The organism is Streptomyces sp. NPDC059008, assembly GCF_042749045.1.
Classification (GTDB): domain Bacteria; phylum Actinomycetota; class Actinomycetes; order Streptomycetales; family Streptomycetaceae; genus Streptomyces.
The window spans coordinates 23,363-46,119 of record NZ_JBHYJC010000010.1; the positions used below are offsets into that span (position 1 = coordinate 23,363).

16 protein-coding genes and 2 pseudogenes are annotated in these 22,757 nt (G+C 72.9%); 11 read left to right on the forward strand and 7 right to left on the reverse strand.

What is annotated here, in order from left to right; all coding sequences use genetic code 11:
• Positions 1-269 precede the first annotated feature (269 nt).
• From ACFWZH_RS14940 to ACFWZH_RS14965, 6 genes and pseudogenes are all read left to right on the forward strand, one after another.
• Positions 270-1,560 (forward strand): annotated as a pseudogene (locus tag ACFWZH_RS14940) (ATP-grasp domain-containing protein).
• Positions 1,557-2,758 (forward strand): annotated as a pseudogene (locus tag ACFWZH_RS14945) (FAD-dependent oxidoreductase). Before ACFWZH_RS14940 ends, ACFWZH_RS14945 begins: the two co-directional pseudogenes overlap by 4 nt.
• Before the next feature lie 382 nt (positions 2,759-3,140).
• Positions 3,141-4,154, forward strand: coding sequence for a polyprenyl synthetase family protein (locus ACFWZH_RS14950; protein ID WP_384429761.1), 1,014 nt, complete (start codon positions 3,141-3,143; stop codon positions 4,152-4,154).
• Positions 4,155-4,411: 257 nt separating this feature from the next.
• Positions 4,412-5,683 (forward strand): outer membrane lipoprotein carrier protein LolA, encoded by a 1,272-nt coding sequence (locus ACFWZH_RS14955; protein WP_384429764.1) that lies wholly within the window; start codon positions 4,412-4,414, stop codon positions 5,681-5,683.
• Positions 5,684-5,775: 92 nt separating this feature from the next.
• Positions 5,776-6,834 (forward strand): ATP-binding cassette domain-containing protein, encoded by a 1,059-nt coding sequence (locus ACFWZH_RS14960; RefSeq protein ID WP_384429767.1) that lies wholly within the window; start codon positions 5,776-5,778, stop codon positions 6,832-6,834.
• Positions 6,821-7,693 carry an ABC transporter permease gene (locus ACFWZH_RS14965; RefSeq protein ID WP_384429770.1) on the forward strand — a complete coding sequence of 291 codons (873 nt, stop codon included), beginning with the start codon at positions 6,821-6,823 and terminating at the stop codon, positions 7,691-7,693. The genes ACFWZH_RS14960 and ACFWZH_RS14965 overlap by 14 nt, the downstream gene beginning before the upstream one ends.
• Here the strand turns inward: ACFWZH_RS14965 and rarD are convergent.
• The 7 genes from rarD to ACFWZH_RS15000 all read right to left on the reverse strand — a co-directional run bounded on the left by rarD (position 7,683) and on the right by ACFWZH_RS15000 (position 16,929).
• A complete protein-coding gene (rarD, locus tag ACFWZH_RS14970) occupies positions 7,683-8,678 on the reverse strand; it encodes an EamA family transporter RarD (protein ID WP_384429773.1) in 996 nt (331 codons plus the stop codon). The genes ACFWZH_RS14965 and rarD overlap by 11 nt on opposite strands.
• A gap of 188 nt (positions 8,679-8,866) precedes the next feature.
• Positions 8,867-9,733 (reverse strand): SDR family oxidoreductase, encoded by an 867-nt coding sequence (locus tag ACFWZH_RS14975; RefSeq protein WP_384429776.1) that lies wholly within the window; start codon positions 9,731-9,733, stop codon positions 8,867-8,869.
• Between the two features lie 224 nt (positions 9,734-9,957).
• A complete protein-coding gene (locus ACFWZH_RS14980; protein ID WP_384429779.1) occupies positions 9,958-11,052 on the reverse strand; it encodes a 2-oxoacid:ferredoxin oxidoreductase subunit beta in 1,095 nt (364 codons plus the stop codon).
• Entirely contained in the window at positions 11,045-12,997 is a 1,953-nt protein-coding gene (locus ACFWZH_RS14985) for a 2-oxoacid:acceptor oxidoreductase subunit alpha (protein WP_384429782.1), read from the reverse strand. The genes ACFWZH_RS14980 and ACFWZH_RS14985 overlap by 8 nt, the downstream gene beginning before the upstream one ends.
• Before the next feature lie 295 nt (positions 12,998-13,292).
• Complete coding sequence (locus ACFWZH_RS14990; protein ID WP_384429784.1) at positions 13,293-13,964, reverse strand: LuxR C-terminal-related transcriptional regulator; 672 nt, start codon at positions 13,962-13,964, stop codon at positions 13,293-13,295.
• Positions 13,965-14,172: 208 nt separating this feature from the next.
• Complete coding sequence (locus ACFWZH_RS14995) at positions 14,173-15,486, reverse strand: sensor histidine kinase (RefSeq protein ID WP_384429787.1); 1,314 nt, start codon at positions 15,484-15,486, stop codon at positions 14,173-14,175.
• 198 nt (positions 15,487-15,684) lie between these two features.
• Entirely contained in the window at positions 15,685-16,929 is a 1,245-nt protein-coding gene (locus tag ACFWZH_RS15000; RefSeq protein WP_384429790.1) for a sensor histidine kinase, read from the reverse strand.
• A 233-nt stretch (positions 16,930-17,162) separates the two neighbouring features.
• On the opposite strand from ACFWZH_RS15000, the gene ACFWZH_RS15005 reads away from it, so the two are divergent.
• The 5 genes from ACFWZH_RS15005 to ACFWZH_RS15025 all read left to right on the forward strand — a co-directional run bounded on the left by ACFWZH_RS15005 (position 17,163) and on the right by ACFWZH_RS15025 (position 22,657).
• Positions 17,163-18,281, forward strand: a complete 1,119-nt coding sequence (locus ACFWZH_RS15005; protein ID WP_384429793.1) for a secretion protein snm4 — start codon at positions 17,163-17,165, stop codon at positions 18,279-18,281.
• A 129-nt stretch (positions 18,282-18,410) separates the two neighbouring features.
• Positions 18,411-20,060, forward strand: a complete 1,650-nt coding sequence (locus ACFWZH_RS15010; RefSeq protein WP_384429796.1) for a hypothetical protein — start codon at positions 18,411-18,413, stop codon at positions 20,058-20,060.
• Positions 20,061-20,307: 247 nt separating this feature from the next.
• Positions 20,308-20,709, forward strand: a complete 402-nt coding sequence (locus ACFWZH_RS15015) for an NADH-quinone oxidoreductase subunit A (protein ID WP_384429799.1) — start codon at positions 20,308-20,310, stop codon at positions 20,707-20,709.
• The gene (locus tag ACFWZH_RS15020; RefSeq protein ID WP_384429802.1) at positions 20,700-21,359 is read left to right on the forward strand and encodes an NADH-quinone oxidoreductase subunit B; all 660 of its coding nucleotides are present in this window, start codon (positions 20,700-20,702) and stop codon (positions 21,357-21,359) included. Before ACFWZH_RS15015 ends, ACFWZH_RS15020 begins: the two co-directional genes overlap by 10 nt.
• Positions 21,356-22,657 carry an NADH-quinone oxidoreductase subunit C gene (locus ACFWZH_RS15025; RefSeq protein WP_384429805.1) on the forward strand — a complete coding sequence of 434 codons (1,302 nt, stop codon included), beginning with the start codon at positions 21,356-21,358 and terminating at the stop codon, positions 22,655-22,657. Before ACFWZH_RS15020 ends, ACFWZH_RS15025 begins: the two co-directional genes overlap by 4 nt.
• Positions 22,658-22,757: the final 100 nt, after the last annotated feature.

Consider the following 22,757-nt stretch of genomic DNA (forward strand, 5'->3'; position numbering starts at 1 on the left):
AAGTGGCCTGTGGATAACTCGCGTGGGCGGTTGCGCCGGGCGGGCGTGCGGCGGCCGGCGCTGCCGATGTGCCGGCCGGGCGGGTGGAAGGCCGGGGCCGCTCGGCGGGGCGGCCGCGGGGCACGAGCGCGACGTGGGCGCAGGAAGCCGGCCGGCGGCCGTGGCCCCGGTACACCCCAAGTGTGGGCAATGTCCGAAAAAACCTTGCCGTACTGCGCAATTCGGGCCTAGCTTCCTTCCCTGGCACGGGCCGGGGAGGGGCCGTTCCGTTGGGGGGACACGTGGCTCGCAATGGCGCACGGCTCGCGGTCGACCGGAGTGTTCCGGGGCTGATCGTGAAGATCGGGCCTTATCCCTTGCACCACGGCGGTGTGGGGGCGATTCGCAGCCTGGGACGGCTCGGTGTCCCCATGTACGCCGTGACGGAGGACCGCTGCACGCCGGCGGCGGCTTCCCACTATCTCCGCGGCCGTTTCGTGTGGCAGACCACGGGGCGCGAGGAGCCGGACCGGCTGGTGGCGGGGCTGCTGCGGATCGGTCGCCGGATCGGGCGGCCGACGGTGCTGATTCCCACCGACGAAGAGGCCGCGGTGCTGATCGCCGAGCATGCCGAGGCGCTCGCCGGACCGTTTCTCTTCCCGCGGGTGGCGGCGGACCTGCCGCGCAGGCTTGCCGGCAAGCAGGGCCTGCACGAGCTGTGCGCGGCACACGGCGTGCCCTCGCCGGCCGCCGCCTTCCCCGCGTCCTACGGGGAGATCGAGGCGTACGCCAGGCAGGCGCGCCCCGGTGGTGGCCAAGAACCGCGAGGCGTTCGTACGGCGCAGAAGACCCGCGGTCGCCGGCACGACCCGGATAGAGGGGCCGGGGCAACTGCTCGACCTGGCGCGGGACTGGGGGCCGCGGCCCGGCGTGATCCTCCAGGAGTACCTGCCCCGCGAGCAGGCCGAGGACTGGATCGTGCACGGCTGCTTCGGCGCGGACAGCGCGCCGCTGGCGCTGTTCACCGGCGTCAAGGTGCGCTCCTGGCCACCGCACGCCGGCATGACGGCCTGCGCGTATGTCGTCGACAACGCCGAACTCGCCCGGATGTCCGCACAGTTCATCGAGCGGATCGGGTTCACCGGGATCGCCGACCTGGACTGGCGGTTGGACCGTCGCGACGGCCGGTACCGGCTGCTCGACTTCAACCCCCGCATGGGCGCGCAGTTCCGGCTCTTCGAGAGCACCGCTGGCGTCGATGTCGTACGAGCCCAGCACCTGTACCTCACCGGGCGCACCGTCCCCGAAGGCGCCCAGCGGGCCGGGCACCGCTTCGTCGTCGAGAACGTCGATCTGCCCGCGCGCTTCGCCTACCCGTGCAGCGGCGCGGACACCACGCACGTACCGGCGCGGACCCCGGGCACCGAACTGGCGTGGTTCGCCGGGGACGACCCGCTGCCGTTCTTCACCATGCTCGCGCGGTCCGTCGGGCCGGGCGCCCACCACCTGATGCGGCTGCGCCGGGCGGGTCGCCGGGCGGGCACCGCCGCACCACCCAGGCAAGGGGAGGAACCCAAGTGAGCACTCCGGTAGCGGTCATCGGGGCCGGCCCGTACGGCCTGTCGACGGCCGCGCACCTACGGGCGCGCGGCCTGCCGGTGCGGGTCCTCGGCCGCCCGATGGTGAACTGGCACGCGCAGATGCCCGCGGGCATGCTGCTGAAGTCGACACCGGCGGCCTCCAGCATCCACGCCCCGCAGGCCGGGCACACCCTCGGTGACCACTGCGCGGCAACAGGGGGGCGCCGCTACGAGTCGGACTGGGACATCATCCCGGTGGAGACGTTCGTCCAGTACGGCCAGTGGGTGCGGCAGCGGCTGGTGCCGGACCTGGAGCAGGTCGGGGTGGTCTCGGTCGATCGGCGGGCCGACGGCTTCGAACTGAAGCTGGACAGCGGTGAGCAGTTCGGTGCCCGGGTGGTGGTCGTCGCCACCGGACTGAGCGGTCTGGCGCACCTGCCGCCGGAACTGGCCGCCGCGGTCCCGGAAGGGCCGTCCGCCACCGGGCCCGTCTCGCACAGTTCGCAGCACCACGACCTGTCGGCGCCGGCCGGCCGCGAGGTGGTGGTCGTCGGCGCGGGGCAGTCGGCCCTGGAGAGCGCGGTGCTGCTGGCCGAGGCGGGCGCGGCGTCCGTAAGGGTGGTGGCGCGTGGGCCCGCCGCGGTGGGCTTCGGCGCGCCACCGGACCGCCAGCCACGGCTGCGGCCGCCGTCCCCGTTCGGCAATGCCTGGTCGCTGTACGCGCTGGCGTATCACGCCGACGCGTTCCGCCGACTGCCGGCGCCGCTGCGGCGCTACCTGGTGCGCAGGTGCTCGGCCCTCTGGGCGCCTGGTGGCTGCGGGACCGCTTCGTCGGACGGGTGCAGGTCACGCAGGGCCGGCGGATCGTCCGGGCGACGGTGCGCGACGGCCGTCCCGTACTGGCGCTGCGTGGCGCCGACGGCCAGGGAGGGGAGCTCGCGGCCGACCATGTGCTGGCCGCCACCGGCTACCGGATGGATCTCGCGGCGCTGGACTTCCTGGGCCAGGGGCTGCGCACCGAGGTCGTGACGCGGGCCGGCGGGCCTCTGTTGGACGCCGGCTTCGGCTCGTCGGTACTGGGGCTGTACTTCACGGGGCTGCCGGCGGCCGCCTCCTTCGGCCCGGTGATGCGCTTCGTCTGCGGCACGGCGTTCGCCTCGCCCAGGCTGGCGCGGGCGGTGGCGCGGGCGTACGGGTGACCGTCGGGGGCGTCCGTGCACGTGCGCGGCCGGCGCCCCGGGATTCGTGGAGTCCCGCCAGTCGTCCCGGAGGCGAGGGGGGAGTGGCCTGTGAGGATGGCCGAAGAACGCCGCTTTCGGGGCGGGTATTCGGCTCTCCGGTCAGAGCTGTGGCGCGTGGGGTGGTCGGGAAACCGGATGCCTTTGTTGCCCCGTTGACCGGAGTCAAACCCGCATCAAAGGGTGATCCGCAACGTACCGGCCGGGAGGCCGCTGTGCTTCGCGGGCGGTTCGGGGGGCGGGCGCTCACGGTGATCGAACTGAGACCGGATACGCTGGCCAATGGTGGAGACAGCGACAGATCGACATTCAGTTTGATCGTCAGCAGACAGGAGTACCCCTCGTGACCGTCGTCGGGCCCTTCGGGCTGAGCGTGCGGGACCAGGCTCTTGAGGCCGATGTCCAGGCCGGGTTGGCGGCTGTCGAGGAGGGCCTGCTGGAGGCCACCAAGAGCGACGTGCCGTTTATCACCGAAGCCGCGCAGCATCTCGTGCGCGCGGGCGGCAAGCGGTTCCGGCCGCTGCTGGTGCAGCTGGCAGCCCAGTTCGGTGACCCCCACAGCCCGGGCGTGGTGCCCTCGGCCGTCGTCGTGGAGCTGACGCATCTGGCGACGCTCTACCACGACGACGTGATGGACGAGGCCGATGTGCGCCGCGGCGTGGCCAGCGCCAACGCCCGCTGGGGCAACTCCGTCGCGGTGCTGACCGGGGACTTCCTCTTCGCCCGTGCCTCGCACATCCTCGCCGACCTCGGCCCCGAGGCGGTCCGGATCCAGGCCGAGGCCTTCGAGCGCCTGGTGACCGGCCAGATCCTGGAGACCGCGGGACCGCGCGACGGCCGGGACCCCGTCGACCACTACCTGGACGTCCTCGCCGGCAAGACCGGTTCACTGGTCGCCGTAGCGTGCCGGTTCGGCGCGATGATGTCGGGCGCCGACGAGTCGACGGTCAACATCCTCACCCAGTACGGCGAGCGGCTGGGCACGGCCTTCCAGCTGGCCGACGACGTCCTCGACATCGCCAGCGACTCGCACGAATCGGGCAAGACGCCCGGTACGGACCTGCGCGAGGGCATCCCGACGCTGCCCGTGCTGCATCTGCGGGCGCGGGCCGAGAGCGCCTCCGGCACGCCGGAGGACCGCGCGCTGTGCGAGCTGCTGGCCGGCGATCTCACCGACGACGCCCGGCACGCCGAGGCGCTGGCCGGCCTGCGCGCCCACCCGGCGCTCGAAGAGGCCCGCCGCGACACCGTGCGCTACGCGGAAGAGGCCCGCGCGATGCTGGCGCCGCTGCCGCAGTGCCCGGCCAAGGAGGCCCTGGAAGGCCTCTGCGACGCGGTGGTGCACCGAGCCGGGTGACGTGGGGCGGGCGGACCCCTGAGGGATCGCCCGCCTGTCCCCTAGGGAGTGATCAGACTCCTGTCGTACGTGCAACGCCGTGCGGTGACCCGGCGTCATACCTCAGCAGTACGACGAGTTGGCCCCGCGGGCTGACGCGATACGCCCGGGGCTTTGGTGAGATGGAAAGCACCAGAGCGCGGCGGACGGGTCACCTTGAGCCCAGGGGTGGGTGAGCGGACAGCGCAGCAACCGCCGCATACGACGGAGGTAGGCAGATGCCACGGTACGAACCGACAGAGGTCACCGAAGGGGACGGGGGACACTCCCCGCAGCGCCGTAAAGCGGTGCGCTACGCCGTGCCGGTCGCGGTGGCGGGAGTGGCGGCGGCCACGATCGGACTGGTCCCGGCGTTCGCCGGCGGTTCTCCGGACCTGCCGAAGATCTCGGCACAGGAACTGATCGCCAAGATCGCCAAGTCGGATGTCCAGCAGCTCTCCGGCACGGTCCGGATCACCACGGACCTCGGCCTGCCCGCCCTGCCGGGCATGGCCGGAGGGGCCGGCGGCTTCGGCGGCGGCCCGGGCGGTGCCGAGAAGAAGGGCGACGGTGCGTCCGCGGCGCCCGAGAGCAAGCTGATGGAGCTGGCGTCCGGTGCGCACACGCTGCGCGTCGCCGCCGACGGCCCCGACAAGCAGCGGCTGTCGATCGTCGACAAGGCCGCCGAGTACAGCCTCGTCCACAACGGCAAGGACGTCTGGGCCTACGACAGCGGCAGCAACACCGCCGTCCACAGCACCGCGCCGGACGCCGGCCGGCACGGCAAGCAGCGCCATGAGCCCAAGGATCTCCCCAAGGACCTGAAGAACGCCACCCCGCAGGACCTGGCCAAGCAGGCCCTGGAGGCGGCCGGGGACACGACCTCGGTCACCGTCGACGGCACCGCCAAGGTCGCCGGGCGGGACGCCTACCAGCTGCTGATCAAGCCCAAGCAGGCCGCTTCGACGGTCGGCTCGATCCGGGTCGCGGTGGACGCCGCCAACGGCGTCCCGCTGAAGTTCACCCTCACCCCCAAGAGCGGTGGCGCGGCCGCCATCGACGTCGGCTACACCGATGTCGACTTCGCCAAGCCCGCCGCGAGCCAGTTCTCCTTCACCCCGCCCAAGGGCGCCAAGGTCGTCAACGGCGACCAGGAGCGGGCGAAGGCCGAGCGCGAACACGGCAAGGGCACCAAGGACTTCGGGTCCCGCAAGGGCATGAAGGACGTCGAGAAGGACCTGGGCGGGCTGAACGTCATCGGCAAGGGCTGGACGTCCATCGCCACGATCAAGGGCGCCGGCTCCGGCCTGCCCTCGGGCAAGGACCAGGGCGCGGGCGGCGACGTCGGCAAGTTCCTGGACAGCCTCGGCGACAAGGCCAGCGGCTCCTTCGGCTCCGGCCGGATCTTCAGCACGCGCCTGGTCAACGCCCTGATAACGGACAACGGCACGATCTACGTCGGTGCCGTCGACAAGCAGGCCCTGATCGACGCGGCCAACGCCGCCAAGTAACGGGCCACCGCAGCACCAGGGACCGCCGCGCCGCCCCTCACCGGGCGGCGCGGCGCGGCCCGCAGGCCAGCCGTACGACGTTGGGGGAGCCGATGCCACAGCCGCCCGTACCGGGGGCCGCCGGCGCGCGCCCACCCGCGGGCCCGGCCGCCTTCGACCACCCGCCGACCGGGGACCGGGCGATCGAGACGCAGGGGCTGACCAAGGCCTACCGCGGTGGCCAGCTCGCCGTCGACGGCCTCGATCTGGCCGTACCGCGCGGCAGCGTCTTCGGCTTCCTCGGCCCCAACGGCTCCGGCAAGACCACCACCATCCGCATGCTGATGGGCCTGATCGACGCGACCGCCGGCAGCGCCAGGGTGCTCGGGCAGCCGATGCCCGCCGCGGGCCGCCGCGTGCTCCCCAAGGTCGGGGCGCTCATCGAGGGACCGGCGCTCTACGGTTTCCTCAGCGGCCGCGACAACCTGCGGCGTTTCGACGCCGCCGACCCCGCCGCCGACCCCCGTACCCGTACGCAGCGGGTCGGCGGCGCACTGGAGCGGGTGGGCCTGGCCGCCGCGGCCGGCAAGAAGGCGCGCGCCTACTCCCTCGGCATGAAGCAGCGCCTGGGACTGGCCGCGGCGCTGCTCCAGCCCCGTGAGCTGCTGGTGCTCGACGAACCCACCAACGGCCTGGACCCGCAGGGCATGCGGGAGATCCGCACCCTGGTCCGGGAACTGGCCGCCGACGGTACGACCGTCTTCCTCTCCTCCCACCTCCTCGACGAGATCGAGCAGGTCTGCACCCATGCCGCGGTGATGGCCCGCGGCCGGCTGATCACCCAGGGCACGGTCGCCGACCTCTCCGCCACGGTCCTCGGGCCGCGCGGCCACGGCCGGCTGACGGTGACGACTCCCGACGCGGCGGACGCGGTGCGGGTGCTGAAGGAGCACGGCGTGACCGGACTTCAGGTCACCGACGACCGGGTGACGGGCGACCTGCCGGTCGGCCTTTCGGACCGGCCGGGCGATCAGGCGCCCCTGGAGCTGGCGGACGTCAACGCCGCCCTGGTGCACGCCGGTGTCCGGGTCCGCGCCTTCGGCGCCGAACGCGCCTCGCTGGAGGACGTCTTTGTGCACCTGACCGGGGAGGGATTCGATGTCGCAGGCTGAGGCGGTGCCGCGCCGGCCCCGACCGCTGTGGTCGCTGGGCCTGCTGCGCAGTGAGATCACCATGACCTTCCGGCGCTGGCGCACCCTGGCGCTGCTGGCGGTGCTCGCCGGCGTACCGGTCCTGGTCGGCATCGCCGTCAAGATCGAGACCGGCGACGGCGGGGCGGAGGGCGGCGGCGGTGCGGGCGGCCCGGCGTTCATCTCCCAGGTCAGCAACAACGGTCTCTTCCTGGTCTTCACCTCGCTCGCGGTGACGCTGCCGTTCTTCCTGCCGATGTCCATCGGTGTGATCGCGGGCGACTCCATAGCCGGCGAGGCGCACGGCGGGACGCTGCGCTACCTCCTGGTCGCCCCCGCGGGCCGCACCCGCCTGCTGCTGGTCAAATACGCCACAGCCATGACGTTCTGCCTGGTGGGCACCCTGGTCGTGGCGCTCTTCGCGCTGGTGACCGGCGCTCTGCTCTTTCCCCTGGGCGAGATCACCCTGCTCTCCGGCACGACCGTCTCCTTCGCCGAGGGGCTGCTGCGGGCGCTGGCCATCGCCGGAGCGGTGGCGCTGTCCCTGACGGGGGTGGCCGCCGTCGGCCTGTTCATATCGACGCTCACCAGCAGCGGTATCGCCGCCATGGCGACCACGGTCGGGCTGCTGATCACCGTGCAGATCCTGGACACCATCCCCCAGTTGGACGCCATCCAGCCGTATCTCTTCCCGCACTACTGGCTGTCCTTCGCGGACCTGCTGCGCGACCCCGTCTACTGGGACCAGCTGCAGAAGAACCTCGGCCTGCAGGCGCTGTACGCGGCGGTGTTCGGGGCGGCGGCCTGGGCGCGGTTCACCACCCGCGACATCACGGCTTGAGGCCGGGGGGCTGAGCGGTGGCGGGCTCGGCCACCGACGCCATCGCCTCGGTCGCGGCTGCCTCGCCCGCGCGGGCCGCGGCGGCGGCCAGCTGCATCCGCCCCCGTCGCGCCGTCCGCAGGGCGTCCCAGGTCAGCACCACCAGGGCCACCCACACCAGCGCGAACCCGGCCCAGCGCTCCGGCGGCATCTCCTCGTGGAAGACCAGGAGCCCCAGCACGAACTGGAAGGTCGGCGCCAGGTACTGCAGCATCCCGATCACGGTCAGCGGCAGTCGCATCGCCGAGGCGCCGAAGCAGATCAGCGGCACCGCGGTCGCCACTCCGCAGGCCGAGAGCAGCAGCGCCTGGCCGACTCCGCCGCCGACGAAGCTGGACTGGCCCTGTGCCCCGAGGTAGATCAGGAAGCCCAGTGCGGGCAGCAGCTGCATGGCCGTCTCGGCGCTGAAGCCCTCGATGCCGTCGAGCTTGATGCCCTTCTTGACCAGCCCGTACGTCGCGAAGGACAGGGCCAGACCGAGCGCGATCCAGGGCACCTTGCCGTAGGCGACGGTCATCACCACGACGGCCAGGGCGCCGACGCCCACGGCCGTCCACTGCAGCGGTCGTAGCCGCTCACGCAGCACGAGCACGCCGAAGGCGATGCTGACCAGAGGGTTGATGAAGTAGCCGAGCGACGCTTCCAGGACATGCCCGGCGTTGACCGCCCAGATGTAGAGGAACCAGTTGACCGAGATGACCAGGGCGCAGACCAGAACCAGTCCGAGCCGCTTGGGCTGCCGCAGCAGTGGGCCTATCCAGGACCAGCGGCGCAGCACGGCCAGGATGACGACGGCGACGGGCAGCGACCACACCATCCGGTGGGCCAGGATCTCGGACGGTGCGACGGCGTCCAGCAGATGCCAGTAGAGGGGCAGCAGGCCCCACATGGTGTAGGCGGCGATGCCATAGGCGAGTCCAGCGCGCTGATCGGCTCGATGCTGCAAGGGGACCCTCCTGAGGTGCTTCGTCGACCCTGCGAAGGTAGCGCCGCATCAGCCCGCCTGTCATGTGCGTATCGATAGACGGTCATGACGAAGGGGTGGCGGAAGAATGACGGCGGGGAGTTGCCTCAGATCGGAGGGCGCCTCGGGGCGGGAGCCGCCGCGGTCCGGAAGGCGGGCCGTCAGCCGTCTCAGGCCGTCAGCCGCTTCAGGGCGTCCGCGATCGACTCGGCGATCGGTGTCGTCGGGCGGCCGATGAGCCGGGAGAGGTCGCCGGGGGTGGCCGCCAGCTCGCCCCGGGCGATCCCGGCGTCCGCATCGGCGACCAGCTGTGCCCCCAGGGCCGGCACCCCCGCCTCGACCATCAGGGCCACATACCGCTCCTGGGGCAGATCGCGGTACGGGATCCTCCGGCCGGTCTGCCGGGACACCTCGGCCGCGTACTCCGCCATCGACCAGGCGGTGTCACCGCTCAGCTCGTACACCGAGTTCTCATGGCCGGCGCCGGTGAGCACGACGGCGGCCGCCTCGGCATAGTCCCGGCGCGCGGCGGAGGCCACCCGGCCCTCGCCCGCGCTGCCGATCACCGCGCCGGCCCGCAGCGTCCCGGCCAGCGCACCGGTGTAGTTCTCGTGGTACCAGCCGTTGCGCAGCAGGCAGTACGGCACACCGGACGCGAGCAGCGCCTGCTCGGTGGCGATGTGCTCCTCGGCGATGGAGAAGGTGGCGGTCGGCCCGCCCAGCACGCTGGTGTACGCCAGCAGCCCCACGCCCGCCTCACGCGCGGCGTCGATCACGTCGCGGTGCTGGGTGAGGCGCTGACCGGCCTCGTTGCCGGAGATGAGCAGGACCCGGTCGCCGGCCGCGAAGACCCCTTCGAGCGTCTCGGGCCGACCGTAGTCCGCGATCTTGATGCCGACGCCGAGCGCCGCCAGGCCCGCGGTCTTGGCCCGGTCCCGGGCGACCGCCACGATGTCGCCCGGTGCGGCGCGCTTGAGCAGCTCCTCGATGACCAGCCGGCCGAGCGCCCCGCCGGCGCCGGTGACCACGATGCTCATGTCTTGCCCCTTGGCGGTTGGAGGCCGCCAGCATGGCACTCGTACGAGACGCGCAGAAGGGACGCGCCGCGCCCGCGCCGAACGAGGCTCTGGCACCCGCAACCGCAGGCGGGTGCCCGTACGGGAACGCCATGAGACGTTCCCGTACGGACACCCGCAGCGGTGTCCGGGCCCGCCACGCCTCGGCCGCGCCCTGTGGCACGGCCGGCCGTGGGCCGTGCTCGTCAGCCGACGACCGTCCAGGTGTCGTTGCCGGTCAGCAGTGCGGCGAGGTCGCCCTTGCCCTGCTGCTCGATGGCGGTGTCCAGCTGGTCGGACATCAGGGTGTCGTAGACCGGCCGTTCGACATTGCGCAGCACACCGATCGGGGTGTGGTGGAGGGTGTCGGGGTCCGCGAGCCGGGACAGCGCGAAGGCCGTGGTGGGGGAGGGGTTGTGCGCGTCGTGCACCAGCACGCCCTCCGTGCCCTCCTGCAGCACGTCGATGATCTTGAGGTCGCCGGTGGCCGGGTCGCGGACCACGCCCTTGGAGCCGAGGCCGTCGGGGGCCGGGGCGCCGAAGCGGATCGGCTGCCCGTGCTCCAGGCGGATGACGGCCTCCTGGGCCTTCTCCTTGTCCTTGAGGACCTCGAAGGCGCCGTCGTTGAAGATGTTGCAGTTCTGGTAGATCTCCACCAGCGCCGTGCCGGGGTGGGCGGCGGCCTCGCGCAGCACCGAGGTGAGGTGCTTGCGGTCGGAGTCGACCGTACGGGCCACGAACGTCGCCTCGGCCCCGAGCGCCAGCGAGACCGGGTTGAACGGCGCGTCCAGCGAGCCCATCGGCGTCGACTTGGTGATCTTGCCGACCTCGGAGGTGGGGCTGTACTGGCCCTTGGTCAGACCGTAGATCCGGTTGTTGAACAGCAGGATCTTGAGGTTGACGTTGCGCCGCAGGGCGTGGATGAGGTGGTTGCCGCCGATGGACAGCGCATCGCCGTCGCCCGTGACGACCCATACGGACAGATCGCGCCGCGAGGAGGCCAGGCCGGTGGCGATGGCCGGGGCGCGGCCGTGGATGGAGTGCATCCCGTAGGTGTTCATGTAGTACGGGAAGCGGGAGGAGCAGCCGATGCCGGAGACGAAGACGATGTTCTCCTTCGCCAGGCCGAGCTCGGGCATGAAGCCCTGCACGGCGGCGAGGACGGCGTAGTCACCGCAGCCGGGGCACCAGCGCACTTCCTGATCGGACTTGAAGTCCTTCATGGACTGCTTGGCCTCGGCCTTGGGCACCAGGGAGAGCGCCTCGATCTGCGAGGGCCTCTCCGAGATCGTCTCAGTCATTGATGGCCTCCTTAAAGACCTCCGCGAGCTGCTCGGCCTTGAACGGCATCCCGCTGACCTGGGTGTGCGAGCGGGCGTCGACCAGGTACTTGGCGCGCAGCAGGATGGCCAGCTGCCCGAGGTTCATCTCCGGCACGATCACCTTGTCGTAACGCGCCAGGACCTCGCCGAGATTCCGGGGGAAGGGGTTGAGGTGGCGCAGATGGGCCTGCGCGATGCGCTCCCCTGCGCCCCGTACGCGCCGTACCGCCGCGGTGATCGGTCCGTACGTCGACCCCCAGCCGATGACCAGGGTCCCGGCGCCCTTGCCGCCGGCGTCGGCGGGGTCGTCGACCGCGAGGTCCGGGACCTCGATGCCGTCGACCTTGGCCTGGCGGGTGCGCACCATGAAGTCGTGGTTGGCCGGGTCGTAGGAGATGTTGCCGGTGCCGTCCTGCTTCTCGATGCCGCCGATGCGGTGCTCCAGGCCCGGCGTGCCCGGCACCGCCCAGGGGCGGGCCAGGGTCTGCTCATCGCGCTTGTAGGGCCAGAAGACCTCCGTGCCGTCCGCCAGCTCGTGGTTGGGGCCGGAGGCGAACTGGACGCGCAGGTCGGGGAGTTCCCCGACGTCGGGGATCCGCCAGGGCTCGGAGCCGTTGGCCAGATAGCCGTCGGAGAGCAGGAAGACGGGGGTGCGGTACGTCAGCGCGATCCGGGCCGCGTCCAGCGCGGCGTCGAAGCAGTCGGCGGGGGTCCTGGGTGCCACGATCGGCACCGGCGCCTCGCCGTTGCGCCCGTACATCGCCTGCAGCAGATCGGCCTGCTCGGTCTTCGTCGGCAGACCCGTCGAGGGCCCGCCGCGCTGGATGTCCACGATCAGCAGCGGAAGTTCGAGGCTGACCGCGAGACCGATGGTCTCCGACTTCAGCGCCACACCCGGGCCGGACGTGGTCGTCACCGCCAGGGCGCCGCCGAACGCCGCGCCCAGCGCCGCGCCGATACCGGCGATCTCGTCCTCCGCCTGGAACGTCCGCACACCGAAGTTCTTGTGCTTGGACAGCTCGTGCAGGATGTCGGAGGCCGGGGTGATCGGGTAGGAGCCCAGATACAGCGGCAGGTCCGCCTGCTGGGAGGCGGCGACCAGGCCGTAGGACAGCGCGAGGTTGCCGGAGATGTTGCGGTAGGTGCCGGTCGGGAAGGCCGTGGTCGCCGGGGCGACCTCGTAGGAGACCGCGAAGTCCTCGGTCGTCTCGCCGAAGTTCCAGCCCGCCCGGAACGCGGTGACGTTCGCCTCCGCGATGTCCGGCTTCTTGGCGAACTTGGCGCGCAGGAACTTCTCGGTGCCTTCGGTCGGGCGGTGGTACATCCACGACAGCAGGCCCAGCGCGAACATGTTCTTGCTGCGCTCGGCCTCCTTGCGCGAGAGCCCGAACTCCTTGAGCGCCTCGATCGTCAGCGTCGTCAGCGGCACCGGATGGACGTTGTACGCCGCCAGCGAGCCGTCCTCCAGCGGGCTGGTCGCATAGCCGACCTTCGCCATCGGGCGCTTGGTGAACTCGTCGGTGTTGACGATGATCTCCGCGCCGCGCGGGACGTCGGCGAGGTTCGCCTTGAGCGCGGCCGGGTTCATCGCGACCAGCACGTTCGGAGCGTCACCGGGCGTGAGGATGTCGTGGTCGGCGAAGTGCAGCTGGAAGCTGGAGACACCCGGCAGCGTGCCGGCGGGCGCCCGGATCTCGGCGGGGAAGTTGGGCAGCGTCGACAGGTCGTTACCGAACGACGCCGTTTCTGAGGTGAACCGGTCTCCGGTGAGTTGCATTCCGTCACCGGAGTCACCGGCGAACCGGATGATCACCCGGTCCAGGCGCCGGACTTCCTTGCTCTGCCCGCCGTTACCGGAAGAGCGCTGTTCCCCGACTAGCGCTGCGTCGGTCTGCTCGGCTGGGCTACTGACCTGGCTGGTCACTGCTTCGGACCTCCCTCGAGGGGTGCGGCGTCCCCGCCGGAGGCAGGGCTCGGGACGAGTCGTACCGGACGGTTGTCCCATAACCATCGTACGTGGGTAAGGGTGACCTTCCCTGGGGCGATCACATGATGGACGTCAAGATGAGACACCGCTCTGGTGTGTTTTGTCATGAAATCACCGCCCCCGTGACCCCTTATTCATGACGCTCCGGACTCCTCCATTGGTTCTACGCCCAAAGTCCTGGGCCGCGAGGGAAATGGCCGCGGCCTGCCAAAACTGACAAGGTGTCAGTCGGTCAGGAGTTGAGGTAGGTGAGCACGGCGAGCACTCTGCGGTGATCCCCGTCACTCTGCGCCAGCCCCAGCTTCAGGAAGATGTTGCTGACGTGCTTCTCGACCGCGCCGTCGCTGACCACCAGCTGCCGGGCGATGGCGGAGTTCGTCCGGCCCTCGGCCATCAGCCCCAGCACCTCGCGCTCGCGCGGCGTCAGATTGGCCAGCACATCCTGCTTACGGCTGCGGCCCAGCAGCTGCGCCACCACCTCCGGGTCCAGCGCGGTGCCGCCCTCGGCGACCCGGACCACCGCGTCGACGAACTCCCGCACCTCGGCGACCCGGTCCTTGAGCAGATAGCCGATACCCCGGCTCGACCCGGCCAGCAACTCCGTGGCGTACTGCTCCTCGACATACTGCGAGAGCACCAGCACCCCCAGGCCCGGATGGTCGCGGCGCAGCCGGATCGAGGCCCGCACCCCCTCGTCGGTGTGCGTCGGCGGCATCCGTACGTCCGCCACCACCACGTCCGGCAGCGCGTCCTCGTCCGCCAGCTCCCTGATCGCCTTGATCAGCGCCTCGGCGTCCCCCACACCCGCCACGACCTCATGCCCACGGTCGGTGAGCAGCCGGGTCAGCCCCTCCCGGAGCAGCACCGAATCCTCGGCGATGACCACCCGCACCTTGTCCTCCACGACTTCGGATCCCCCACGTCTGATCGCTCCCACCCTGCCGGTCCCCAGCATTCCAGCATTCGGACGCGGGCGGGCGGATCAGGGGGCAGGGGAGGCAGGGGACGGCAGGGGCGGCGCGGAGGCGGGGCAGGCGGCGCGGGCGGGCGGGGCCGGACCCCCGTCCCGGCCCCGGCCGCCGCCCGCTGTCCTCGCTGCGGTGCCCCCGAGGTCACCCGCGCCAGGGCAGTTCGGCGGTGATGGACGTCGGGCCGCCGATCGGGGAGTCCACTATGAGCAGGCCGTCGACGGAGCCGAGTCGCTCCGCGAGGCCGGCCAGGCCGGTGCCGGCGTCGGTGCGGGCGCCGCCCCTGCCGTCGTCCGTCACCAGCACCACGATCCGGTCGGCGGTGCGCCAGACATCCACCGTCGCGCGGGTGGCCCGGGCGTGCTTGGAGACGTTCTGCAGCAGCTCGGAGGCGGTGAAGTAGGCGATGCCCTCGATGGCCGCCGCCGGGCGGTGGTCGAGGTCCACCGTCACCCTCACCGGAACCGTGCAGCGGGCGGCCAGCGCCGACAGCGCCGGGCCGAGGCCACGGTCGGTGAGGATCGCCGGGTGTATCCCCCGGGCCAGATCCCGCAGCTCCTGGAGCGCGATCTTCACCTCGCCGTGCGCCTCGTCGACCATCCGCGCCGCGGCCTCGGGGTCCTTGGCCAGCTTCTCCTTGGCCAGGCCCAGGTCCATGGCGAGCGAGACCAGCCGGGCCTGCGCGCCGTCGTGCAGATCGCGCTCGATGCGGCGCAGATCGGCCGCCGCGGTGTCCACCACCACGCCGCGGTCCGACTCCAGCTCGACGACCCGGGTCGCGAGCGAGGAGGGGCCCAGCAGACCGCGGACCATGACCCGGTCCACCTGCGTCAGCCCGCGGATCACCCAGGGCCCGGCCAGCACGAGCAGCAGCCCGATCCCGCTGGTCAGCCAGATCTCCGCGGGGGTGTCGAGGTAGAAGCCGCTGCCGCTGCCGTCGCCCCACATCTGGATGCCCGGCTGGTCGAGATAGGCGGGGAACGTCCACCGCCACAGCGGATAGGCCAGCAGCGCCCAGCCGATGGTCCAGAACGTCAGCGAGAAGACGAAGGAGAAGACCGCCCATGGGAAGTGCAACAGGGAGTAGAGGAGGTGCCGCCAGGACACCCCGCTCTTCAGCACGGCCCCGACCCAGCCCATCACGCCCGGCTTCGAGGGGCGCACCGGCTCCGGATCGGCCACGTCCAGCGCCAGCAGACCCCTGGCCCGCGCACGCTCCACGCTGCCCAGCCCCCGGCTGCCGGCCAGGCCGCCCGCCAGCACCGGAATGCCCAGGAACGTCACCAGCAGACCGGCGCCGAGCGAGATCACCGCTAGGGCGTAGGCGAACATCACGATGGACATCGGGAGGCTGAGGAAGAGGTAGAGGAACTCCCGCCAGGTGCGCCCGGAGAACGGGGCGCGCAGTCCCACGGGAACGCGTGAGCCGCGGGGCTGCGGTGCGTATGCGGTATCCATCGTCTCGTCGTCCGTTTCTGTCGTACGCGGGTCCTGCCTGTCGGCGCCGCTGCGTGATCTGCCGGCCCTGGGCGGGCCCAGCGGTTTTCCGCTGCGACAAGCCTCCGCGAGCCGAGCCCGGCGCACCATGGGGGTTTTCGCAGTCTTTTCCTGGGGTTTTCCCCACCCCCGGACCTGGGGTTCAGCACAACCGGCAGGTCACCGGCCCCTCGGCCGGTGCCCCCGCTTCGATGTCGGCACGGGTGCCGCCCCCGCCCCGGCGCGCGGCCGCCACGGCAGCTCCGCCGTCACCCGCGTGGGCCCGCCGACCGGCGAATCCAGCACGAACAGCCCGTCCACCGACCCCAGCCGCTCGGCGAGCCCGGCCATCCCGCTGCCGCCGTCCAGCCGCGCCCCGCCCCGCCCGTCGTCCACCACCTGGATCAGCAGCCGGTCCTCCGCCCGCCACACCTCGACGGACGCCCGCCGCGCCGCGCTGTGCTTGGAGACGTTCTGCAGCAGTTCGGAGACGGTGAAGTAGGCGATGCCCTCGATGGCGGGCGCGGGCCGCTCGGCCAGGTCGACGGAGGTCGTCGCGGGCACCGTGCAGCGCCCGGCCAGCGAGGCCAGGGCGGGCCCCAGCCCGCGGTCGGTGAGGATCGCCGGATGGATGCCCCGGGCCAGATCCCGTAGCTCCTGAAGGGCCAGCTTCACCTCACCGTGCGCCTCCTCCACCATCGCCGCCACGGTTTCGTCGGCCTGACCCTCCAGCAGCTTCTCCTTCGCCAGCCCGAGCCCCATGGCCAGCGCCACCAGCCGGGCCTGCGCGCCGTCGTGCAGATCCCGCTCGATCCGCCGCAGATCGGCGGCCGCGGTGTCGGTGACCGTCACCCGGTCCGACTCCAGCTCGGCGATCCGCCGCTCCAGCTCGTCGGACGGCGACAGCAGACCGCGCACCATCGCCCGGTCGACGTTCGACAGCCAGCGCGCCACCCAGGGGAGCGCCGGCCATCCCACGAAGAGCGAGACGAAGACGACCGCGAAGGTGAGAAGCGCCCACGGCAGCCGGATGAACGCGAACAGCGCGTGCCGCCAGGCGACGGGGTCCTTCAGGCGCGTCCACAGCCATGGGAAGAACCCGGACTCCCGCGCCCGTAGCGGGCTCGGCTCCTCGACCCGCACCCCGAGCAGCGCCCGCGCCCTGGCCCGCTCCAGCCTCCCGTACTGCCGGCACGCCATCAGCCCCGTGGCCAGCAGCGGCAGGCCGATCACGGTGACCGACAGCCCGAGTCCCAGCGTCAGCCAGACCACCACCACCGCGAACGCCACAACGCCCAACGGGAAGTTGGCCAGCAGGTAGGCGATCTCCTGCCACGTCGCCTTGCCGAGCGGCGCTCTGGGCGGCGGGGGTGAGGCACCGTCAAGGTCGTCAGCAGCGGCACCGGGTCGGGAACTGTCCGTCATGGCCCCAGCCTGCCCGGCCGCGGCCGCGGGTGCCATGGGGTGGCTGGGGTGGCGGATGGTGGGGTTTTCCCCACCACCGCTTCCCGCGCCGTGCCGACCGTCGCAGGTCAAGGCCTCGGCCCGGCGCGGCGCGTGGGCATCGGTTGTGCCCGTCTCGTTGTCCACAGCGGTGGACAGGGCGCGACGCCGGGACCGTATGGTGTGGCGATGCACAACGGGAGGGGCGGGTGGCGATGGCGCGCAGTGACGACGGCCGGTTGCTGAAGCCGGGTTTCGCCGCGCGGCAGCCGGAGTCCGTGGCGCGGGACCGCACCGACGCCTTGGCCGGCCCCCTCGACGTCCGCGGCTGGGGATGGGGCGAGCAGAGCAGGGCCTGGACCGCGACGGCGGCGAGCGTGCTGCTCGGGGCGGTCGCCGGGATCTGCGCACACACCTGGTACGGGAACGGCAGCGCCGCCTTGGGGCTCGGCCTCGTTGCCGTCGCCCTCGCCGGTGCCGGAGCGGCCCTCGGTACCCGCGCCGGACGAACGGGGCAGCGCGTCCCCCAGGTGACCCTGCTGCTCGGCGGCACCTTCGGGATGGCCGCGGCATGGCAGGCGGTCCCGGACGGCGGCCCCAGGCTCGCCGCCGTCGGGCTGACCGTCGCGGCCGTGCTCGCGCTCCTCGGACTGTGTGCGGGGCTCGGGCGCGGCGGCCTGATAGGCGCGGCGTCGGTCGCGCTCGCCGTGGGCGCCTGGGAGTTGGGGCTGGCCCTGACCACCCCCGCGCGCACGGGAGTCGCGCTCGGCTTCGGCTCCGTACTTGTCCTCGGCTATCTGCCGAGGCTCGCTTTGATGGCGGCCGGCCTGACCCGGCTCGACGACCAGCGTTCCGGCGGCACACCGGTCAGTCGGCACCAGGTGGCGGGCGCGCTGGGCGCCGCCCATCGGGAGCTTGCTCTGGCCACGGTGGCGATGGCGGCCTCGGCCGGCGCCGCCGGGGTGCTCGCGGTGCGCACGCCCGACCTGTGGACGGTGCTCGCCGGGCTGCTGCTGTGCGTCGTCCTGTGCTCGCGGGCCCGCGCCTATCCGCTGGCCGTGGAGGTCGTCGCGCTGCTGGCGGCGGGCCTGGTGGTGGGCGTACGGCTGGTGCTGCTCTGGGCCGCCGACGGTGGGGCGCCGGGGTTCGCGCTGGCCACGCTGGGTGTCCTGGCCGTGCTGCCGGTCGCGGTGCTCGCCGTGCGGCTGCCGGAGACGCTGCGGGCCCGGCTGCGGCGGTGGCTGGACCTGGCCGAGTCGGTGAGCGTGGTGGCGCTGATCCCGGTGGCCCTCGGGGCCTTCGGGCTCTACGGCCTGCTGTTCGGCACGTCCTGACCCGGAGGGTGGTGGAGGGTCTTGTCATCGTCGGGAGCCAGTCCGGACCGAGTGGATCCGGACCGAGCGAACGTGGACGGAGCGGGAGTGGGCGAGGGGGCCCGAGTGGGAGCCGGAGCGGCGGAAGGCATGGATGCGGTGAGCGCGAGCTACGGGCCGGGTGCCCTTCCGGCGGCCGAGCCGGTGCCGGCCACCGAGCCGGTGCAGACGGCCGGGCCGATACCCGCCGCCGGGCCGATGCCCTCGCCCGCCGGCCCCGCCCCGGCGCCGATCCAGGCCGCGGCGCCGTCTCCCCGGACGCCGGCACCGCCCGCCCCTTCTGCCCCTTCCACCCCGTCAGCCCCGTCCGCCCAGGCCCCCGCCCCCGGCCGCTACGGCCGGTCCGGGCTGCCGGCGCGGACGCCGGTCTCCGTGCCCCTTCTGCCGCCGGAGCTGGCCGACGGGCAACCCAGGCCGCGCCGCGGCGACCCGCTGGCCCGGCGCGCGGGCCGCGCGCTGCGCCGTGTCTTCGCCTCGTCGCCGGCCGCCGAGACGGCCGCCGTCACCCAGGCCGCGTACGCCATCCAGCAGCCCGTCACCACGGGCCGGCAGATCGCCGTGTCCAGCATCCGGGGCGGTGCGGGCAAGTCCACCGTCGCCGCCCTCCTGGCGCTCACCTTCGCGCACTACCGCTCCGACCCCGTGCTCGCGGTCGAGGCGGACCCGGCGCTCGGCACGCTGCCGCACCGCCTGGGCGCCCGTGAGGTGCGCTGGTCGGGCAGCGATCTGGCGCAGATCGTCGATCCGTCGATGCTGATCACGGACCTGACCGGCTATCTCCTGCCGTTCGCCGGCGGCGGCTGGCTGCTGCCCGGCAGCCAGGGCGCGATCGGCACCCGTCTGGACATCGACACCTACCGCGTCGTGATGACGTCCCTGCGCCGCCACTTCGCGGCCACCGTCGTGGACTGCGAGACGCTGCCCGCCGAGGTGGCGCGCACCGCGCTGGTGACCACACACGCGCGGGTGCTGGTCACCCCGGCGACCCCGGAGGGCGTGGCGGCCACCCGCTCCGTACTGGACTGGATCGGCGGCCTGCACCCCGGACTGCTGCCCACCACGGTGGTCGTCCTCACCCACTCCTCGCCCGACAGCGGCGTCGACGTCCGCAAGGCCGCCGAGCATCTGGGCGCCGGCGGCGCGGCGGTGCTGCCGCTGCCCTACGACCGCCATCTGGCGGCCGGTGGCGCGATCCGTACGGAGCTGCTCGGCGAACGGACACGGGAGGCGGCGGCGCAGATCGCGGCCGAGGCGATGAACCGCGCGGCCTCGCGGGATCCGGGCCGGCGCCGGCAGCAGCCCGCACCGCCCGCGGAGGGCCGGACGACGGCCGACGCGCCGGTCCGGGCGACCACGTACATGGAGGGCCAGGCGCCGGTGTACGCACCGGGGCAGCCGCCGGCGGCCGCGCCCGGCCAGGCGCCGACGTACGCACCGGCACAGACACCGCCGCAGGCGCCGCTGCCGGCACAGCCGCACATGCCGCCTCAGGCCCAGCCGCAACCGGCGCCCCGGGCACCGGCGCCGCTCCAGCCCCAGCAACCCCAGCCGGCGCCCCAGCAGCACTACCCGCCGCAGCCCGCGCCCCAGGCCCCGCCGCAGACCGGGCCCGCGGCCCATGCCCCGGCGCCCCGGCCGCCGGCAGCACCCCCGACGCCGGCTCCCCGGGCTCCGGAACCCCCCGCGCCCGCCGCCGGCCCCGACAGCCGGAGCCCCTTCGACGGCGGCCCGGTCCGCTGATCCCGCCCCCTCCCGCCCCCCGGTGGGAGGGCCACGGCATCCCGCTTCGTGAGACACCTGATGAGACAACCGCGCAGGATGTCTACGCTGCCTCCCGCCCAGGTAGGGCGAAGTACGGACGAAGTACGGACAAGCTCACCGTCGGCGACGACGCGGCTGCTCGGGTGGGCCTGACAGGGCCTAGACTCCCGTCCGTACAGATCGTCGAAGTCGTTGAACAAGCGCAGTCAGGGAGCGAGGGGCGGACGTGCCGGACGCGACCGTACGCACCACCATCGCCGCGGACTATTTCCAGGGCTATTCGGTCGTGGGGCTCATCGCCGTGGTCGGTGTGCTGTTCGTCGCCGTGGCCTTCGGGGCCGGGCGGCTGCTGCGCCCTGCCGTCCCGACGCCGGAGAAGCTGCTGACGTACGAGTGCGGCGTGGACCCGGTCGGCGAGGGCTGGGCGCACACCCAGGTCCGCTACTACGTCTACGCCTTCCTCTACGTCGTCTTCGCCGTTGACTCGATCTTCCTGTTCCCCTGGGCGACGGTCTTCGCCGCTCCCGGCTTCGGCGGCGTGACGCTCGTGGAGATGTTCATCTTCCTCGGCTTCCTCGCCGTCGGCCTGCTCTACGCATGGAAGAAGGGCGTCCTGGAATGGACGTGACCCCCGTCTCCAACAGCTCGGCAGCCGCGTCCGAGGGCGCCGCCCCCGAGTTCCTGCCGGAGCCGCGACGCCTGGGCACCCTGGCCCGGCTCGCGCCCGAACCGATGAAGGTGGTCCTCAACTGGGGCCGCCGCTACAGCCTGTGGGTCTTCAACTTCGGCCTGGCCTGCTGCGCCATCGAGTTCATCGCCGCCTCCATGGCGCGCCACGACTTCATCCGGCTCGGTGTGATCCCCTTCGCGCCCGGCCCGCGCCAGGCCGACCTGATGGTCGTCTCCGGCACCGTCACCGACAAGATGGCGCCCGCGGTCAAGCGGCTCTACGAGCAGATGCCCGAGCCCAAGTACGTCATCTCCTTCGGGGCCTGCTCCAACTGCGGCGGTCCCTACTGGGACTCGTACTCGGTCACCAAGGGCGTCGACCAGATCATCCCGGTCGATGTGTACGTACCGGGCTGCCCGCCGCGGCCGGAGGCGCTGCTGCAGGGCATCCTCAAGCTCCAGGAGAAGATCGCCCGCGAGTCGCTGGGGGAGCGGTACACCAAGGGCGCCGCCCGGCCCTCGGCGGCCGCGCTGCGCAGCGGGCTGGTGGCGCCGCCCGCCCCGAAGCCGGCGGAGAAACCGACGGCACCGGGGGAGGAGCCTCGATGAGCGAGCAGCCGGACCAGCCCGAGCAGCCAGCTGAGCAGCCGGCCGAGCAGCCGGAGGCCGCCGAGCAGCCCGCCACCGAGCCCGAGCCCGTGGTCGGCTGGCTGCCGCGGCCCGCGAGCGAGATCTTCGGCGCGGGAGCCACGGCGGAGCTGGCGTACGACCTGCTGACCGTCGACGTCCCGTCGGACGGCTGGCTCGCCGCGCTGACGGCGGCCCGTGACGACCTGGGCTGCAGCTACTTCGACTGGCTGAGCGCCGTCGACGAGCCCGGTACCGGCTTCCGGATCTGCGCGCACCTCGCGGACGTCGCCCACCCGGGCACCGTCCGGCGGCTGATCGTGCGCACGACGGTCCCGCACGGGGCGGCCGCGCTGCCCACCGCCGTCGGCGTGTACGCGGGCGCGGGCTGGCACGAGCGCGAGACCCACGAGATGTTCGGCGTCGACTTCACCGGTCACCCCCACCTCGTACCGCTGCTGCTGCCCGAGTCCTTCGAGGGGCACCCGCTGCGCAAGGACTTCGTGCTGGCGGCGCGGGTCGCCAAGGCGTGGCCGGGCGCCAAGGAGCCGGGCGAGTCCGAGCACGGCGGGCCCAAGCGCCGCCAGATGCTGCCGCCGGGCGTCCCGGACCCGAACGAGTGGGGCCCGCTGAAGGGCCAGCTGCCGCCTGCGCCCGCGCGGCCGGCGCGGGGTACGCGGGCGGCGGGCGGGGCCCGCGCGGCCGGTGCCGCCGCCGGTGAGCGCCCGGTGCGACGTGCCCGGACCGCGAGCGCGGGTTCGGCGAGCCAGCAGGCCGCGGGGGAGGGGGCAGCGACCCCGAAGACCCCGGAGGCCGCGGAGACACCGGCGGCCCCGGCGCCTACCGGGCGGCCGGAGCGCCCGGCCCGCCGTACGCGCTCGGCCGGCGAGGGTTCGGCGAGCCAGCAGCGTGCGGCGGCGGAGGCGGCCGGACCCGAGCAGGCCCCGGCGGCGAAGGCTCCCGAGGAGCCCGCCGCGCCGCGCTCCTCCGACGCGCCGTGGCACCACGCGCGCCCGGCCTTCGACGAGCCGGAGCGCAAGGCGGCGCCGGAGCAGCCGGAGCAGAAGGCGGCGCCCGAGGAGACGGCCCCGCAGAGCCCGGTGGAGCCGCAGCAGCAGCCCGAGCCCGTGGAGAAGCCCGAACCGGCGCCCGAATCGGCGCCCGAATCGGCGCCCGAGCCGACGGGGGAGGCCGAGCAGCGGGCCGAGCCGGTCCAGCAGCCCGAGCCCCGCCCCGACCAAGCCACCCCCCAAGACCCGGCAGGAGGCGACACCCCATGAGCGAGCGAATCGTGGAGAGGTGCGCGCCTCGCGAATGCGGGGCCGAGCGAAGCGAGGTGTCGGCATGAGCGAGCGCAGCGAGCGAATCGTGGAGAGGTGC

What these genes read in the sequence shown, in the direction of transcription:
- ACFWZH_RS14955 (WP_384429764.1), top strand. Translation starts at nt 4,412, where the DNA reads ATGCCACGGTACGAACCGACAGAGGTCACCGAAGGGGACGGGGGACAC.
- ACFWZH_RS14960 (WP_384429767.1), top strand. Translation starts at nt 5,776, where the DNA reads ATGCCACAGCCGCCCGTACCGGGGGCCGCCGGCGCGCGCCCACCCGCG.
- ACFWZH_RS14965 (WP_384429770.1), top strand. Translation starts at nt 6,821, where the DNA reads ATGTCGCAGGCTGAGGCGGTGCCGCGCCGGCCCCGACCGCTGTGGTCG.
- ACFWZH_RS14975 (WP_384429776.1), bottom strand. Translation starts at nt 9,733, where the DNA reads ATGAGCATCGTGGTCACCGGCGCCGGCGGGGCGCTCGGCCGGCTGGTC.
- ACFWZH_RS14980 (WP_384429779.1), bottom strand. Translation starts at nt 11,052, where the DNA reads ATGACTGAGACGATCTCGGAGAGGCCCTCGCAGATCGAGGCGCTCTCC.
- ACFWZH_RS14995 (WP_384429787.1), bottom strand. Translation starts at nt 15,486, where the DNA reads ATGGATACCGCATACGCACCGCAGCCCCGCGGCTCACGCGTTCCCGTG.
- ACFWZH_RS15000 (WP_384429790.1), bottom strand. Translation starts at nt 16,929, where the DNA reads ATGACGGACAGTTCCCGACCCGGTGCCGCTGCTGACGACCTTGACGGT.
- ACFWZH_RS15005 (WP_384429793.1), top strand. Translation starts at nt 17,163, where the DNA reads ATGGCGCGCAGTGACGACGGCCGGTTGCTGAAGCCGGGTTTCGCCGCG.
- ACFWZH_RS15010 (WP_384429796.1), top strand. Translation starts at nt 18,411, where the DNA reads ATGGATGCGGTGAGCGCGAGCTACGGGCCGGGTGCCCTTCCGGCGGCC.
- ACFWZH_RS15020 (WP_384429802.1), top strand. Translation starts at nt 20,700, where the DNA reads ATGGACGTGACCCCCGTCTCCAACAGCTCGGCAGCCGCGTCCGAGGGC.
- ACFWZH_RS15025 (WP_384429805.1), top strand. Translation starts at nt 21,356, where the DNA reads ATGAGCGAGCAGCCGGACCAGCCCGAGCAGCCAGCTGAGCAGCCGGCC.